The organism is Peribacillus sp. Bi96 (assembly GCF_918698115.1).
GTDB lineage: Bacteria > Bacillota > Bacilli > Bacillales > DSM-1321 > Peribacillus.
The window spans coordinates 55,858-72,229 of sequence record NZ_CAKKLV010000025.1; the positions used below are offsets into that span (position 1 = coordinate 55,858).

Annotated in this window: 14 protein-coding genes and 1 pseudogene; 12 read left to right on the plus strand and 3 right to left on the minus strand. The window is 41.7% G+C overall.

Translation table 11 applies throughout. The annotated features are described in order from the left end of the window. Positions 1–25 precede the first annotated feature (25 nt). Positions 26–718, minus strand: a complete 693-nt coding sequence (locus LQ203_RS22785; protein ID WP_230161649.1) for a DUF4956 domain-containing protein — start codon at positions 716–718, stop codon at positions 26–28. A 36-nt stretch (positions 719–754) separates the two neighbouring features. Next, the gene (locus tag LQ203_RS22790; protein ID WP_230161650.1) at positions 755–1,438 is read right to left on the minus strand and encodes a polyphosphate polymerase domain-containing protein; all 684 of its coding nucleotides are present in this window, start codon (positions 1,436–1,438) and stop codon (positions 755–757) included. 257 nt (positions 1,439–1,695) lie between these two features. On the opposite strand from LQ203_RS22790, the gene LQ203_RS22795 reads away from it, so the two are divergent. The 12 genes from LQ203_RS22795 (at position 1,696) to rbsB (ending at position 16,059) form a co-directional block, all read left to right on the plus strand. Beyond that, positions 1,696–3,048, plus strand: a complete 1,353-nt coding sequence (locus LQ203_RS22795) for an aspartate aminotransferase family protein (RefSeq protein WP_230161651.1) — start codon at positions 1,696–1,698, stop codon at positions 3,046–3,048. A gap of 7 nt (positions 3,049–3,055) precedes the next feature. Continuing rightward, a complete protein-coding gene (locus tag LQ203_RS22800) occupies positions 3,056–4,564 on the plus strand; it encodes an aspartate aminotransferase family protein (protein ID WP_230161652.1) in 1,509 nt (502 codons plus the stop codon). A 2-nt stretch (positions 4,565–4,566) separates the two neighbouring features. Then, positions 4,567–6,372: an IucA/IucC family protein gene (locus LQ203_RS22805; RefSeq protein WP_230161653.1), complete on the plus strand. Its 1,806-nt coding sequence runs from the start codon at positions 4,567–4,569 to the stop codon at positions 6,370–6,372. Continuing rightward, positions 6,362–6,946 carry a GNAT family N-acetyltransferase gene (locus LQ203_RS22810; protein ID WP_230161654.1) on the plus strand — a complete coding sequence of 195 codons (585 nt, stop codon included), beginning with the start codon at positions 6,362–6,364 and terminating at the stop codon, positions 6,944–6,946. Before LQ203_RS22805 ends, LQ203_RS22810 begins: the two co-directional genes overlap by 11 nt. Then, positions 6,921–8,249, plus strand: a complete 1,329-nt coding sequence (locus tag LQ203_RS22815; RefSeq protein ID WP_230161655.1) for a lysine N(6)-hydroxylase/L-ornithine N(5)-oxygenase family protein — start codon at positions 6,921–6,923, stop codon at positions 8,247–8,249. Before LQ203_RS22810 ends, LQ203_RS22815 begins: the two co-directional genes overlap by 26 nt. Before the next feature lie 22 nt (positions 8,250–8,271). After that, complete coding sequence (locus tag LQ203_RS22820; protein WP_230161656.1) at positions 8,272–10,083, plus strand: IucA/IucC family siderophore biosynthesis protein; 1,812 nt, start codon at positions 8,272–8,274, stop codon at positions 10,081–10,083. A gap of 340 nt (positions 10,084–10,423) precedes the next feature. Next, positions 10,424–11,410 (plus strand): LacI family DNA-binding transcriptional regulator, encoded by a 987-nt coding sequence (locus tag LQ203_RS22825; protein WP_230161663.1) that lies wholly within the window; start codon positions 10,424–10,426, stop codon positions 11,408–11,410. Continuing rightward, entirely contained in the window at positions 11,407–12,291 is an 885-nt protein-coding gene (gene rbsK / locus LQ203_RS22830; RefSeq protein WP_230161657.1) for a ribokinase, read from the plus strand. The genes LQ203_RS22825 and rbsK overlap by 4 nt, the downstream gene beginning before the upstream one ends. Next, positions 12,288–12,680, plus strand: coding sequence for a D-ribose pyranase (rbsD, locus tag LQ203_RS22835; protein ID WP_230161658.1), 393 nt, complete (start codon positions 12,288–12,290; stop codon positions 12,678–12,680). Before rbsK ends, rbsD begins: the two co-directional genes overlap by 4 nt. A gap of 15 nt (positions 12,681–12,695) precedes the next feature. Beyond that, positions 12,696–14,177: a sugar ABC transporter ATP-binding protein gene (locus tag LQ203_RS22840; protein WP_230161659.1), complete on the plus strand. Its 1,482-nt coding sequence runs from the start codon at positions 12,696–12,698 to the stop codon at positions 14,175–14,177. Between the two features lies 1 nt (position 14,178). Continuing rightward, complete coding sequence (gene rbsC / locus LQ203_RS22845) at positions 14,179–15,123, plus strand: ribose ABC transporter permease (protein ID WP_141992385.1); 945 nt, start codon at positions 14,179–14,181, stop codon at positions 15,121–15,123. A 15-nt stretch (positions 15,124–15,138) separates the two neighbouring features. Beyond that, positions 15,139–16,059, plus strand: coding sequence for a ribose ABC transporter substrate-binding protein RbsB (gene rbsB / locus LQ203_RS22850; RefSeq protein WP_230161660.1), 921 nt, complete (start codon positions 15,139–15,141; stop codon positions 16,057–16,059). A 66-nt stretch (positions 16,060–16,125) separates the two neighbouring features. Here rbsB and LQ203_RS22855 read toward each other — a convergent pair. Then, positions 16,126–16,372, minus strand: a pseudogene (locus LQ203_RS22855) (IS3 family transposase); the annotation flags it as partial.

Consider the following 16,372-nt stretch of genomic DNA (forward strand, 5'->3'; position numbering starts at 1 on the left):
TGGATTTTTATGTCCGCCATCTATCTTAAGCTGTAAAATTGCCATCATAACTTAACATGATGGCAGAGTGCACGCTGTTCATGTCCTTGACTTGGTTAATAAATTCCGCATTATTATCTTTTAATCGAATTTCATAGGTCACTTCGAGGTTATTATCCGCCATGATGGATTTCGATTTGACGGAATGCTTTTTCACCTTGTTGGATATCATTTCTTCTAACGTTTTTTCAATGGATGCATCTGAATATTTAACAATTAATAAAAATGGATTTTCAACAGTGATTCGATTCGCAAATATGAGCATGACGATACCTATTAAAATGGCACCGATGATAACCAGTGGAATCAATCCCGCCCCACATAAAATCCCGGACGCCGCTGCCCAGAAAAGGAAGACCAAGTCCATCGGATCTTTGATCGGCGTCCTGAATCGTACGATGGAGAGTGCACCGACCATACCCAGGGAGATAACGATATTAGTTGATATACCCATGATGATCAAAGCCGTGGCCATTGTCATGATGATGAGGGAAATATTGAAATTGTGTGAGTACATCACACCGGAAAAGGTCTTCTTATAAATGACGTAAATGAACAAACCGATGGCAAATGCCAACAGTAACCCAATTAGAGAGTCAATGATGGAAAAGCTCTCGGTCTTGTCCAAAAAGCTTGATTTGAAAATGTCATTAAAAGTGCTAGTGGTCGTCATATCCATGTGCTATTCCTCCAAAAATTATATGTTTAGCTGAAATCAGCCGTATCTTCTGCTTAGTTGATATTTTGAAAAAGCTGTTTTTCTAGTATCGATGATGGATAATAATTGTTTGATGATATCCGGAAGGAATTCGTCAAACTTTATTTCCAGGATGACCCAATCTGGGTCTAAAGCATCAACCATAATTAATTCGGTATTCAGGAAGTCCGTATCCCGATAGCTCGTTTTCACGTTGCTGTCAAAGGTGACCCGTACATTTCCGTATTCATAGATAAATACCTCCCTTTCATAGTCAACAACGGTTGTCGGCTTGATTTGGAAAAGGGTCATCTGAACGTAAAGATCCCTAAGGATATCCCTTGAATCTTCGGACATCCAATCTATATCTCCTGAACGAATCCGTTCGTATTCTCTAGCAGAAAGCCTGCACTTCTGTTTATAGGTAAGGTTATTCCGCTTACTCTTTTTTTCTAGATTGATGAAATCAGTATTATGATCATAAAGTCTGGCTCTGAACTTATCCCTATGATAGAACCCCTCTGTTTTTTGCCGTAGGATTTTATTGTCAAAGTTATCGAAATAGACACTTCGAATTAAATACTTCCCATCCAGCCCATGGGGATCAAGCCTCATGAAGTTTTGCAGATTATTTCTTAATAAGTGACAATCCGCTTTGGTGATTGCATGTTTGAGTTCCCGCCTGCCCTTTAAACCATTCATTGTTGTTCCTCCTTTTCTATGAATTTTTACTGCGTTCAGCTTATAAACAGAATCTTAATAAAACCTTAAGAACATTTTTTTGTTCAATAGATAAATAGAGAATAGGCCCCAGTTTTAACCTTTTCTTAATTTTATTGGGAATTAATAGAAGAAAAATGAGTGTATTTACTCATTGAGAATAATTATCATTATCAGTAAAATGAATTCCATGATAATGATAATTATTCTCAACTAATTCAATACATGGAGGGTTTACTATGGTAACGAACATGCTTACAAAAAATGATCAATTACTGGAACAACAAAATACAAGGGAATCAAATGCCCGATCTTATCCTAGAAGATTACCCATGGCCATCGATCAAGCGGAGGGAATTTACCTAACAGACATGGATGGAAAACGATATATCGATTTTCTTGCCGGAGCTGGAACATTAGCACTCGGACACAATCATCCGGCTGTGCTTGAAGAAATGGAAAAAGTTCTTAAGGATAAACGGCCTTTACATACATTGGACTTTACGACGCCAATTAAAGAGCAGTTTGTTGATGAAATTTTTGAAAGCCTGCCTGAAGAATTTAGGAAAAATGCAAAAATTCAATTCTGTGGTCCTACTGGCGGAGATGCCATTGAGGCAGCACTTAAATTAGTTAAAACAGCCACTGGCAACAGAAGCATTTTATCGTTCCAAGGAGCTTACCACGGGGCAACCCATGCAACCATGTCAATCAGCGGTAATACAAAACCGAAGGAAAAAATACAAGGGTTAATGCCAGATGTACAATTCCTTCCATATCCATATCAATATCGCTGTCCTTTTGGAATAGGCGGAGAAGAAAGTCATAAAATCAGTAGCCAGTATATCGAAAACCTATTGAACGATCCTGAGTCCGGATTATTGGCACCTGCAGGAATGATTTTAGAGGCAGTACAAGGTGAGGGAGGTTCTATTCCCGCTCCAATTCCATGGCTTAAGGAAATCAGAAGAATAACAAAAGAGAAGGGCATTCCGTTAATTATCGACGAAGTTCAATCAGGTATCGGCCGTACAGGGAAAATGTTTGCCTTTGAACACGCAGGAATCATTCCGGATGTTCTTGTACTATCCAAAGCAATAGGCGGAAGTCTTCCATTATCGGTGGTGATTTATAACAAAGAGCTGGACCTATGGTCTCCAGGTGCACATATCGGTACGTTCCGTGGAAATCAATTGGCGATGGCGGCAGGAACAGCAACTTTAAGGTACATGAAAGAGACGAATCTTGTGGAGCATGCCGCTAAAATGGGAGAAATCTTACAGGATATTCTTAAAGATTTGCAAAAAGATATTCAGCAGATCGGGGATGTTCGAGGCCGAGGATTAATGGTCGGTGTAGAAATGATCAATCATGAAGAACCGCAAAATGCGAATGGAAGCTATCCTGCAAACTCAGAACTTGCCAGTGCCATTCAACAGGAATGTTTTCAAAGAGGGTTGATTCTGGAGGTTGGCGGCAGACATGGAAGTGTAGTGAGGTTCTTGCCTCCATTGATCGTAACGGAATCCCAGCTTCGCGAGGCCACTGAGATTTTTGAACAAGCTGTTCGTACAGCTGTTGCAAGAGGGTGAATGACCAATGATCGAAACGATAAATAAAACGGATTTTGCCTATTCTCCATTGTTCTTGAATAACGAAGAAGGTTTCAATAACTACAGCCAGTCATTAAAAATCATTGAAAAAAGGCTGATGAACTTTTTAAAAGGGAACAGCTCACCATACTCTGGGAAAAAACCGTATGAAATAGAAGCAAGATTAAGCGAGCTGAACCTCTCCTCTCCAAAGGGGGAGACAATGGAAGCTGTAGCGGCTGAGCTGGCAGAGTTTGTTATTAATGACAGCATCAATGTGCAAAGCCCTGCTTGTATCGGACATTTGCATTGCCCGACATTAATACCTGCCGTGGCTGCCGAAATGGTTATAGGTACGTTGAATCAATCCATGGATTCATGGGACCAAAGTTCGACGGCCACCTTCGTGGAAGAGCGTTTAATAGATTGGCTGTGCAGCCAGGTGGGGTTACCGGAACAAGCGGATGGGATTTTCACAAGCGGTGGAACCCAATCTAATTATATGGGCCTGCTATTGGCGAGGGACGCTTATTGTAAGCGTGTCTGGGGAGTGGACGTTCAACAGCATGGCTTGCCGGCTGAGGCGAAAAAATTGCGGATCTTATGCTCCGAGGCTGCCCACTTTACGGTTCGTAAATCAGCGGCACAGCTGGGGCTTGGTGAACAGGCCGTCATCACGATTAAAACGGATTCAAATCATCGTTTGTCCATAGATGAATTAAATCATCAGCTGCTGCTTTTAGCGGAACAGGATTTACTTCCATTTGCCATCGTTGCAACGTGTGGAACAACGGATTTTGGATCAATCGATCCATTGCATGAATTGTCCGTAACTGCAAGGAAGAATGGGATATGGCTGCATGTCGACGCCGCATATGGCGGCGCGATGATTTTAAGTAAGGATTACAAAGAGTTAATCAGCGGAATTGAACAGGCCGACTCAATTACGGTTGATTTTCACAAATTATTTTATCAACCCATCAGTTGTGGTGCTTTTCTTGTCTCGGACAGCAACTCATTTCAATATATCCAGCATCATGCCGATTACTTGAATCCACAGGAAGATGAAGCGGAGGGCATGGTTCACTTAGTCAATAAATCGGTTCAAACGACGAGAAGATTCGATGCACTGAAACTCTGGATGTCATTGAAGGTCGTTGGACTGGATACCTTTGCCGAAATGATTGACTATACTTGTCACCTTGCACGTGAAGTGGCTGTGAAGATCGATAAAGAGGAAGGATTCACCGTATTAAATAAAGACCCTGAATTGAATGCGGTTGTATTCCGTTATAATCCCGAGGGAGAAAGTGATCAGTTAGTAAATCTATTAAATAAACAGATTCAACAAGAATTACTGAAAAGCGGACGGGCCTTTTTAGCGAAAACGCGTTTTGAAGGACAAGTTTATTTAAAAATGACACTATTGAATCCAATGACAAGGCTTGAACACATAGAGGACATTTTAGACGAAATTCGAGTATTAGGTGAAATGTTCAAGATGATGGAGGAATGAAGATGAATGGAAAGCAGATAGCTGAAAGGGCGACGATGCAAAGCTTTCTGAATTGCTATTTCCGGGAAACCGGAAATTGCAGTTTAGAAGAAATGAAAAACTGGCCAAATTTGGAGGGATCCATACAGGATTCATCATTATTGGTCAGTAAGCTCATATCCCAAGATATTGCTTTGCTTGTTCCGCTTAAATATTGGTCTGAAACGGGGCGTCATATTTTCAACTTCCCGATATACTACCAAACGGCATCCAAACAAGTGCATGAATTAGATTACGTGACAATGGTCTCGATTGTTTCCAAAGAATTATTGAATGAGCAGTGCCGAACGGATAGTGAAGATGAATTGATGCTGCGTGTCATCCTAAGCAGCCAAAATATTCAACGATATGTTGAAGCCAGGACAGAAGACATTGATGCACTTCAAAGTCCTGATTTTACCTACATTGAAGCAGAGCAGTCGCTTTTATTCGGGCACCTGTTCCACCCGACACCGAAAAGTAAGCAGGGCATTTCTGAAAAAGATGAATGGATTTATTCACCCGAATTAAAAGGGGAGTTTCAGCTGCACTACTTCCTGGCGGAACCTTCGATTGTCATCCAAGATTCTAGTGAAGTCCGATCGGCAAGTGAGATCATTAAACAGGAATTAGCTGGTGACTTGGAAATTTCAAGTGAATTCCGTGCAACGCATTGCCAAAAGGAAAGCCGTTATATCATCATCCCAGCACATCCGCTTCAGGCAAAAGTGCTTATCGAAAAAGAAGAGGTCAAGAAGCTAATCGAGCAAGGAACACTAGTTTATGCGGGACCTCTTGGGAAAAAATTCACGGCTACCTCTTCCTTTAGAACGGTATATAGTGCCACATCGAGATATATGTACAAATTTTCCGTTCCGGTTAAAATCACAAATTCTTTACGTGCAAATCTACAAAAAGAATTAGATCGTGGTGTGGAAATTGCAAAATTAATAGATTCTAAAGTGGGCGACGATCTAAAAGAACGGCACCCTTCCTTCCGAATTATAAAGGACCCTGCTTATCTAACGATCAAAACGACTGAGCAGGAATCAGGATTCGATGTTGATATTCGGGAAAACCCTTTTTATGAAAATAATAAACAAGCAAGCCTGATTGCCGGCTTATGTCAGGATAATGCCTACGGTGCACCGTCAAGGCTTGGAGCGATCATCCGCAAATTATCAGCTGAAGAAAACCGCAGTACCGAAGAAGTAAGTAAGGATTGGTTCAAAACCTATCTGTCAATGACATTAAAACCGATGCTTTGGCTATTTGAAGAGTATGGAATTGTTTTAGAAGCCCATCAGCAAAATTCCATCATCCAACTTCAAGATGGGTATCCATCCACTTATTATTATCGTGATAATCAAGGGTATTACTATTGTGAGTCCAAAGTGGACAGGCTGCTGAAGATCTTGCCTGAACTAAGTGAAAAAAGCTTCACGATTTGTTCTGATGAAGTCGCTGAAGAAAGACTTCAATATTATTTCTTTTTTAATCACTTATTAGGCTTGATCAATAATTTTGGTACGGAAGGATTAGTATCAGAGAAAACCCTGTTACAGCTCGTTCAGGAACAGCTGGAAGCAAGCAGCAGGGAGAGCGAAGATGAAGGGTTGAATCGAATTGTTTCAAAGTTGCTTCATGCCCGGGAATTATCTTGTAAGGCCAATTTACTGACGCGATTTCATGATATGGATGAACTTGTTGGTTCACTTGAGACGCAATCCGTTTATACAACGATTGAAAATCCGTTCGCGCAGGGGGTTATGGCCGTCTATGAAAAATAGTTATGAAGAAATGCTGAAGGACCATAATCAACAGCTTTCATTTGTCAAAGTTGAATTTGAAAGGGATATTGATACCCTGCATGGATGGATGCATGAAGAACATGTGATACCCTACTGGAATTTAAATTTCACAAAAGAAAAATTTGCCGTCCATTTGAAAAAGGCATTGGCTGATGCACACCAAACACTCTATTTAGGATGCCTGGACTCAATCCCCATGAGCTATTGGGAATCGTATTGGGTAAAAGGCGATATCATTGAAGATTATTATGAATCCGAAGAGGGAGATCAAGGTATTCATTTACTCATTGGTGATCCGGATTATCTAGGAAAAGGACTGGCTTTGCCGTTTTTACGTGCGATGGTGAAATTCCAACTACTGACTTCAACCACAAGCAAAGTGATGGCTGAACCGGATATTCGAAATGAAAAAATGATTTACTTATTTGAAAAGTGCGGGTTTACCCCAATTAAAGAAATTGAGCTCCCTGACAAAAAGGCATTACTGATGTCATGTACACGAGGGAATTTCGAGAGGAAGTGGAAGTATGGAGAAGCAACAATCTATCTATGACCTGGTAGGAATAGGGATAGGTCCGTTTAACCTTGGGCTTGCGGCCCTTTTGGAGAAAACCCCAGAGTTGAATGCCGTCTTTTTTGAGAAAAAGCAGGAATTTAATTGGCATGAAGGGATGCTGTTGGAAGGGACGACTTTGCAGGTACCGTTCTTTGCTGATCTAGTTAGCATGGCAGATGTGACAAGCCCTTATAGTTACCTGAATTATTTACAGCAGCATGATCGGCTCTATCATTTCTACTTCCTTGAAAAATTCTTGATTCCACGAAAAGAATATAACGACTATTGCCGTTGGACTGCCCATCAACTAGATAGCTGCCGTTTTGGAAAAGCGGTGGAGGCGGTTGAATATATAGGGGATCAAGATGAACCCTTCTATCAAATCAGTGTAAGGGATGCACAAACACAAAAGATCGAAGTCTATTATAGTCGTCATGTGGTCATGGGAGTTGGCAGCGCCCCGACCGTTCCGTCGGCCTTTCATCCATATATGGGAGAGAGTATCCTGCATTCGGCCGATTATTTACGGAATAAAGAAAATATCTTAAAGAAAAAATCCGTTACGGTTGTCGGATCTGGACAGAGTGCAGCCGAGGTCTTTTTGGATCTGCTGAATGAGCAGGAGAAATATGGCTACCAGTTAAACTGGTATACAAGATCGAAGGGATTTTTCCCTATGGAATATTCAAAACTTGGGTTAGAATACTTCACTCCGGATTACCTTGATTTCTTTTATCGGCTGCCACAGGAAAAGAAGGATGAAATTCTGCCGAAACAGGATTTATTGTATAAAGGGATCAGCGCTACGACAATTGCAGCCATTTTTGACAAGATGTATGAAAAGTCGATTGGAAATGCCGAACTTTCCATTGAACTTCGGGCCATGACGGAAGTTACGGCGGTAACCCCCACTGAAACTGGCTGGGGAGTGAAATGCCGACAGTGGGTGGAAGATAGCGAATTTGATGTGGACTCAGAGGCGATTGTTTTTGGAACGGGCTATAAATCAACCCTTCCAGCATTCCTTGAAACCATGGAAGACCTTATAGTCCGCGATGACTTGGGGCGTCTTGCAATAACGAAAGACTATCGGGTAGGAACGGCCATATCTGCGCCGAATCACCTGTTTATTCAAAATGGCGAGATGCATACACATGGCGTGGGTGCTCCGGATCTCGGCTTAGGGGCATTCAGAAATTCCATTATTATCAATCAATTGGCAGGTAAAGAAGTTTATCCATCCGAGCCTAAGGGTGCTTTTCAGTCATTCCGTGTAAAATCACCAGTCATGGCTTACTAAGAGAAGGGAAGGGGAGCATTATATGCAGTTCATTAATGAAGTGGAACAGGCAGTTTCGGAAAAAAAATGGTCGATAGTAAACCAAAAACTGCTAGCTAAGATGATTTCTGAATATATGTATGAAGATATGATCCATCCAGCTGTCTTGAACGAAAATGCAGCAGGAAACCTATATGAGTTAAAGATAAATGAGGGGAAATCTTATCAATTTTTGGCGTCGCCCCGTCTTTTTGACAGCTATGATGTACAAGCTGAGTCGATCCAGGTATGTGAAACGGGAGGTTTAACACAGGCCACTGATGCTATTCAATTCATTTTAGACATCCAGCCGTTAATTGGGATGACTGCAGAAACAACAGGACATTTAATCAAGGAATTCCATCATACGCTGCTTGCGGATCTCCAATTACTATCCAAGCCTGAACAGGACGCGGATGATTTAGTCGAACTGGATTATGCGTTACTTGAAGGAGAAATGAGCGGTCACCCTTGGATTGCTTATAACAAAGGAAGAATCGGTTTCGGTTTTGATGATTATTTGAAGTTTGCTCCAGAAAACCAGAAAGAAGTTCAGTTATCTTGGATTGCTGTACATAAAACGAGGGGTGAGTTCAATTCAATCGAAACGCTATCCTATAAGCAATTGATGGAGAATGAACTGGATGGTGAAACCCAAAAATCATTTGCAAAAAGATTGACAGACAAAGGGCTGAACGCAGAAAACTATTTCTATCTCCCCGTCCATGAATGGCAGTGGAAGAATGTAATCATCCAGAACTTTACCGATGATTTGGCTAAAGGGCTGATTGTAGCTTTGGGAAATGGACCTGATGAGTATCTGCCGCAACAGTCCATTCGGACATTCGTTAATGTATCTAATAAGGATAAACATCACGTCAAGCTGCCGATGAGCATTTTAAATACGCTAGTTTACCGTGGATTACCAGCGGAGCGCACAGTCATTGCCCCAAAAATCACAACGTACATAAAGAACATTTATGAAAATGATTCATTCTTGAAGGAAGAATGCAAAGTAGTGCTTCCTGGTGAAGTGGCCAGTTTAAACGTAGATCACCCGTATTTTTCCAAGCTAGAGAATGTACCTTACCAATATTTAGAGATGCTCGGTGGAATTTGGAGAGAAAGCATTTACAGTTATATGGAAGAAGGCGAAAAGCCGATTACGCTTGCGTCCCTTTTACATGTGGACAGCAAAGGGAAACCATATGTGGAAAGCCTTATTGAAAAATCCGGATTGACTGCAGAAGTCTGGACAGCACAATTATTCGACGTCATTCTTTCACCATTATTACATTTTATCTATCAATATGGATTGGTCTTCTCGCCGCATGGTCAAAATACCATTTTGGTTTTGAAAGATTACAAGCCACACCGTTTAGCCATCAAGGATTTTGTGGATGATGTAAACGTCAGTGATCAGCCGCTTCCAGAATTAAGCAGCCTTCCTGATGATTTAAGAAAAGTACTGAGAAGTGAAACTCCCGAGGGGCTGGTTCAATTCATTTTCACGGGACTATTCATCTGTCATTTCCGATATTTGTCAACACTTCTGATGAAGAGGTCCCTTTTGGATGAGAATGTTTTTTGGGAGGGTGTCGCTCAAACAATCCTTTCACATCAGAAAAAATTTCCTATGTTACAGGATCGTTTTGATACATTCAATTTCTTTGCGCCAAAATTAACAAAGCTTTGCCTGAATAGAAATCGGATGCTTCAATACGGATATAGCGATGGAGAGGATCGTCCTCATGCATCTGAGTTTGGGTATGTGAATAATGCCCTTTATGAAAAGTTACCTGCAAAAACGCAATAAAGTTAAACTGGCTCAGATCTTTGAGCAGTTTCAGACTGTAGGCATACTCGATAATAATTGAGTACGTCTACAGTTTTTTTGAGGGTTTGTAAAAATCCGAACGTTGATTTCCACTCCAGGCACCCGTTCCAATCAACTTTGAGATATAAAGCCTATATAGGCGTAACGCAAAGAAACGATAGAGTTCGATAAATATTAAATGTACGCTTAAAAAAGCATTGTGTTATCCTCGTCGGTTCGAATTGCCTAAAAATTATCTTTGGAATAGGGCTTGCCGTTCATATAAATTGGTGATAAGCTATTGTGTAAACGGTTACACAAAATTATTGAGGGTGATATATTGGCAACGATTCGGGATGTTGCAAAGGAAGCGGGAGTTTCTGTCGCAACGGTTTCTAGAGTTATGAATGGCAGCGGTTATGCACATGAGGACACAAGAAAGGCGGTCATGGCAGCTGTAGAAAAACTAAATTATAAACCGAATGAAGTAGCAAGATCCCTCTACAAACGTAAATCCAAATTGGTTGGTTTGATTTTGCCGGACATTACGAACCCCTTCTTCCCGGAAATGGCAAGAGGTGTAGAAGATTATCTGCAGCAATTTGGATATCGGTTAATTTTTGGAAATAGCGATGAAAAGAGAGATAAAGAAATAGAATATATTGACACGTTTCTGCAGAATAATGTAGTGGGCATGATTGCTTCAACTAGTGAAGAGGCCAATGAAAATTTCGATAACCTGGAAATTCCAGTTGTCCTTCTCGACCGTACAGCAGAGAAATTACCAGCTGTTTATTCTGATCAAAAGACAGGCGGTAAGCTGGCAGCTCGTGTACTGCTTGATAGAGGCAGTTCAAATATCGTTCTTATTAGGGGTCCAGTCGAAATAAAACCTGTATTTGAACGGTACAAGGCTGCATTGGAGGAATTGACACTAGCAAAAGTGAATGTGCAAGTCATGGATTCTTCCCTTACCCTTCAAGGTGGACAAGCTTGTGTAGAAAAACTGTTCGAGCTTTATCCGGAAACTGATGGAATCATTGCCTGTAATGATATTGTTGCGGCAGCCGCCTTGCAAGAGATTTTAAAAAGGGGTATACGGATACCAGAAGATATACAATTGATTGGCTATGATGATATTGCTTTCACTACGTTATTGCACCCGCCATTATCGACCATACGTCAGCCAGCCTATGAGATGGGGGCACAGGCAGCGGAATTACTTATTAAAAAGATCAATCAGGAAAAAATAGAAGAAACACACAAAAAACTCCCTGTTTCTTTTGTGGAAAGAGAAACAACGAGAAGGAAGGCGGAAAAGCCATGATTAAAATTGCAGTAGTGGGAAGTTCTTCAATGGACTTAGTGGTCACATCAACTAAGCGTCCTATAGCAGGGGAAACGGTTCTAGGAGATTCTTTCATAACGGTTCCTGGAGGAAAAGGAGCCAATCAGGCTGTTGCGGCAGCCCGTCTAGGTGCAGAAGTATCGATGATAGGATGCGTAGGAGATGATTTTTATGGGGAAATCATCTTAGAAAACCTGAAAAAAAATCATGTAAATACGAAGTATGTGGAACCGGTTACAGGGTCTGCCTCCGGAACCGCCCACATTACCCTTTCAGAAGGGGATAACAGTATTATTGTCGTAAAAGGAGCGAACGATTTCATTACGCCTGAATATGTACAAAAGGCGATAAAGGTCATTGAGGAAGCAGATATCGTCATGGTTCAGCAGGAAATACCTGAAGAAACGGTGGAATACCTGGCTGAATTGTGTAACAAGCTTCAAAAGAAATTGCTTTTGAACCCAGCCCCAGCCCGTAAGCTAAGTGAGGGAGTCATTCAACAGGCAGCATTCCTCACGCCGAATGAGCATGAATTCGAAATACTGTTCAATGGGAGAGAACAAACGAAGGTCTTGACTGAATATCCGAATAAATTATTCATTACCGAAGGGAAAAATGGCGTCCGTTATTTTGATGGCCATGAAGAAAAGGTTGTTCCTAGCTTTGTCGTGGAAGCAGTGGATACAACAGGCGCAGGGGATACATTCAATGCAGCTTTCGCGGTGGCTGTGGCAGAAGGGAAAAGCTATGACGAATGTTTGTTATTCGCGAACCGGGCAGCCTCCATTTCCGTGACGAAGTTAGGAGCTCAAGGTGGCATGCCGACAAGGGAAGAAGTCGAAAGGGGCCTTGAAGCATGAAACGTCAAGGAATCATCAATAGTTCAATAGCCAAGGTCCTTGTTGACCTTGGTCATACGGACTATATAGTCATAGGTGATGCCGGACTCCCGGTGCCTCCAGGAGTTTCTAAGATAGATTTAGCGTTAACGCCTGGAACACCATCATTTCAAGATGTCGTTCGGGCCATTCACGAAGATATGGTTGTTGAAAAAGTTATTGCCGCAACTGAAGTGAAGGAGAAAAATCCAGAGCAGCATCAATATATGGAGCAGCAATTCAGAGAACCCATTGAATATGTTTCCCATGAGGAATTTAAAAAGCTGACAAGTAACGCAAAGGCAATAATCCGGACAGGAGAGACAACGCCGTATTCAAATTGCATATTGCAATCTGGAGTATTCTTTTAAAAAGAGGTGAAAGGCATGCAAATCGAAATGCACAATATTTATAAGGCATTTGGTCAAAACAAGGTATTGGAAGGTGTTCATTTTTCTTTGGAAGCCGGGGAAATCCACGCGCTTATGGGGGAAAATGGAGCAGGGAAATCAACCTTGATGAACATTTTGACTGGGCTGCATAAGCAAGATCAAGGAACGATTAAGATTAACAGCACAGAAACCTCATTCAAGGATTCAAAGGAAGCGGAAGAGTCGGGAATGGCGTTTATTCGTCAGGAATTGAATATTTGGCCTGAAATGACCGTGCTAGAGAACCTGTTTATCGGCAGGGAAATGTCTAATCCTTTCGGTGTCTTAAAGAATAAACAAATGAAAGCGTGTGCAAAGGAGATTTTTAAAACGCTTAATATCTCCCTTCCTTTTGATAAGGAAGCAGGACTTTGTTCTGTCGGGGAACAGCAAATGATTGAAATCGCCAAGGCGTTGATGACGGATGCGGAAGTCATCATCATGGACGAGCCCACAGCAGCTTTAACTGATAGAGAAATAGAAAAGCTCTTTGAAGTGATGAAGGGACTTACCAATAAGGGTGTATCGCTTGTTTATATTTCTCACCGAATGGAAGAAATATTCGCCATTTGTGACAGGATCACTGTAATGCGTGACGGAAAAACAGTCGATACGAAAAGAATTGCAGATACAAATTTTGATGAAGTCGTGCAAAAAATGGTCGGGCGGGAGCTGGAGGATCGTTTTCCTCATCGTGAAGCGAATCCTGGCGACATAGTCCTCGATGTAAAAGGTTTAACTAAAAAGGGGCTTTTTGAAGATATCCATTTCGCGGTTCGGCAAGGTGAGATTGTCGGTGTAGCCGGATTAATGGGAGCAGGCAGAACAGAAATAATGCGCGCCCTGTTCGGGGTCGACCAAATAGACAGCGGTGAAATTACCATTGAAGGCAAGAAAGTTTCCATACGAAAACCAACGGATGCAGTTCGACACGGCCTGGCTTTCATTACGGAAAATCGTAAAGAAGAGGGATTGATCCTGGACTTTTCTGTAAGGGAAAATATCGGCTTGCCGAATCTCAAGAGTTTTGCTCCTAGCGGAATCGTAAAAACGGAAGATGAAATAAACTTTGCCGAAATGATGATCAAGCGACTTCATGTGAAGACATCTTCTGCTGAAACGATCATCGGCAATCTATCCGGAGGAAATCAACAAAAGGTGGTAATAGCCAAATGGATCGGCACCTCCCCTAAAGTTTTAATTATGGATGAACCGACCCGAGGCATAGATGTTGGTGCAAAACGTGAAATTTACGAGTTGATGAATGAATTGACGGAGCGAGGCATCGCAGTCATCATGGTTTCGTCAGAACTTCCGGAAATCATGGGAATGAGTGATCGAATCCTTGTGGTTCACGAAGGTGAGATTGCTGGGGAATTGTTAAAGCAGGAAGCGACGCAAGAAAAAATTATGGCATTGGCGACAGGAGGGAACTAGGATGAAACTTGAGGCAACAGGGAAAAGCGGGATTTGGCAGAAATTTGGACCTTTACTCGCCTTGGTACTATTATTCATCGTAATAACCGTTTTAAATCCATCATTCATGGAACCGAATAATATTTTGAATTTATTGCGTCAAACCTCCATCAATGCACTTATTGCATTTGGGATGACCTTTATCATATTGACAGGCGGCATCGACTTGTCCGTCGGTTCCATTTTAGCTCTATCCAGCGCACTTATGGCTGGTATGATGGTCTCGGGATTAGATCCGATTTTAGCAATATTAGTAGGCATTCTACTAGGTGCAATAATGGGTGTAATCAATGGGATTCTCGTTTCAAAAGGGAAAATGGCCCCTTTCATCGTAACACTGGCCACCATGACGATTTTCCGTGGATTAACGCTTGTATATACCGATGGTAAGCCAATTACTGGAATTGGTGATTCTGAAATGTTCCAAATGCTTGGGAGAGGTTACTTCCTCGGACTGCCTGTACCAGCCGTTGTGATGGTTATCGCTTTTTTCATCCTATGGTTCCTGCTTCATAAAACATCATTTGGCCGTAAAACATATGCCATTGGCGGAAATGAAAGGGCTTCCCGTATTTCGGGGATTAAAGTGGACCGAGTCAAAGTGGCCATATACGGTCTGGCCGGTACGATGGCAGCAATTGCCGGTGCCATTTTAACATCCCGTCTGAATTCGGCACAGCCAACGGCAGGCCAATCCTATGAAATGGATGCCATCGCAGCCGTGGTGCTAGGTGGAACGAGCCTTTCAGGCGGTAAAGGGCGGTTGTTCGGTACGCTGGTGGGTGTCCTGATCATCGGTACCTTGAATAACGGCATGAATTTACTTGGTGTATCCTCTTTCTACCAACAAGTGGTAAAAGGTGCAGTTATATTAATCGCGGTCTTACTTGACCGTAAAAAATCATAAGAAGAGGTGTAATCAATGAAAAAAATAGTATCGATCATCATGGTTCTTTCTTTAATGGTCTTAGCTGCCTGTTCAATGGATTCTGGTCTAAAAGATGATAAAAAAGAAAAGAAAGACTCCATGAAAGACGTGAAAGTCGGAGTCAGCATCTCAACTTTAAACAATCCATTCTTCGTTTCCTTAAAAGATGGTATTGAAAAAGAAGCAAAAGAAAAAGGCATGAAAGTTACAGTTGTTGACGCCCAAGATGATACAGCAAAACAGATTAGCGGAATTGAAGATTTAATTCTTCAAGAGGTTGATGTCCTTCTTGTGAATCCTACTGACTCTGCGGCAATAACTTCAGCCGTTCAAGATGCAAATGATGCGGGCATTCCCGTTATCACGATTGACCGTTCTTCAGACGAAGGTGACATTGAAACGTTCATCGCTTCCGACAATGTGGCTGGCGGTGAAATGGCTGCAGAATATCTAGTTAAAGAGCTTGGCGAAAAAGCGAAAGTAGTGGAGCTTGAAGGGGTATCTGGAGCATCTGCAACTCGTGAACGCGGGGAAGGCTTCCACAATATTGCGGACAAGCAATTAGATGTTCTGACAAGTCAAACGGCAGAATTCGACCGGACAAAAGGTCTTAACGTCATGGAAAATATCCTGCAAGGTAATAAAGACATCCAAGCGGTGTTCGCTCATAATGACGAAATGGCACTAGGAGCCATTGAAGCAATCAAGGCAGCAGGAAAAGACATTATCGTGGTTGGTTTTGACGGAAATGATGATGCATTGAAAGCAGTTGAAAAAGGTGAACTAAAAGCTACAATCGCCCAACAACCGGCACTTATCGGTGAAGAAGCGGTTAATGCGGCTGAAAAAATCTTAAAAGGTGACAAAGTGGATGACACAATATCGGTTCCATTGAAATTGGTCACCAAAGAATGATTGTTTGCAAACAAAAAGAGAGCCGGAACTTTGAAGTGAACCCAAAAAGTTAGACACTGTATTTAATTAGGCAGCCTTGAGGGCATGAATCCGGTAATCTACCGGGCTCATGCCTTTTAATTTTACCTTGATTCGTTGATGATTGTAGTAATGGATATATTCTTCTAGTTCTTGTTTGAAATGCTACATGCTTTCAAATTCTTGAAGATAGAGTAATTCGGATTTTAATAAGCCAAAGAAGTTTTCAATCACCGCATTATCGAGACAATTTCCTTTGCGGGACATGCTTTGTGTAATGTTATGTCTTTTCAAA

Excerpts from the sequence above, each read along its gene's own strand:
- LQ203_RS22805 (WP_230161653.1), top strand. The coding sequence starts at position 4,567 with ATGAATGGAAAGCAGATAGCTGAAAGGGCGACGATGCAAAGCTTTCTG.
- LQ203_RS22785 (WP_230161649.1), bottom strand. The coding sequence starts at position 718 with ATGGATATGACGACCACTAGCACTTTTAATGACATTTTCAAATCAAGC.
- LQ203_RS22810 (WP_230161654.1), top strand. The coding sequence starts at position 6,362 with ATGAAAAATAGTTATGAAGAAATGCTGAAGGACCATAATCAACAGCTT.
- LQ203_RS22820 (WP_230161656.1), top strand. The coding sequence starts at position 8,272 with ATGCAGTTCATTAATGAAGTGGAACAGGCAGTTTCGGAAAAAAAATGG.
- LQ203_RS22815 (WP_230161655.1), top strand. The coding sequence starts at position 6,921 with ATGGAGAAGCAACAATCTATCTATGACCTGGTAGGAATAGGGATAGGT.
- LQ203_RS22840 (WP_230161659.1), top strand. The coding sequence starts at position 12,696 with ATGCAAATCGAAATGCACAATATTTATAAGGCATTTGGTCAAAACAAG.
- LQ203_RS22795 (WP_230161651.1), top strand. The coding sequence starts at position 1,696 with ATGGTAACGAACATGCTTACAAAAAATGATCAATTACTGGAACAACAA.
- rbsK (WP_230161657.1), top strand. The coding sequence starts at position 11,407 with ATGATTAAAATTGCAGTAGTGGGAAGTTCTTCAATGGACTTAGTGGTC.
- rbsD (WP_230161658.1), top strand. The coding sequence starts at position 12,288 with ATGAAACGTCAAGGAATCATCAATAGTTCAATAGCCAAGGTCCTTGTT.
- LQ203_RS22790 (WP_230161650.1), bottom strand. The coding sequence starts at position 1,438 with ATGAATGGTTTAAAGGGCAGGCGGGAACTCAAACATGCAATCACCAAA.
- LQ203_RS22800 (WP_230161652.1), top strand. The coding sequence starts at position 3,056 with ATGATCGAAACGATAAATAAAACGGATTTTGCCTATTCTCCATTGTTC.
- rbsC (WP_141992385.1), top strand. The coding sequence starts at position 14,179 with ATGAAACTTGAGGCAACAGGGAAAAGCGGGATTTGGCAGAAATTTGGA.
- rbsB (WP_230161660.1), top strand. The coding sequence starts at position 15,139 with ATGAAAAAAATAGTATCGATCATCATGGTTCTTTCTTTAATGGTCTTA.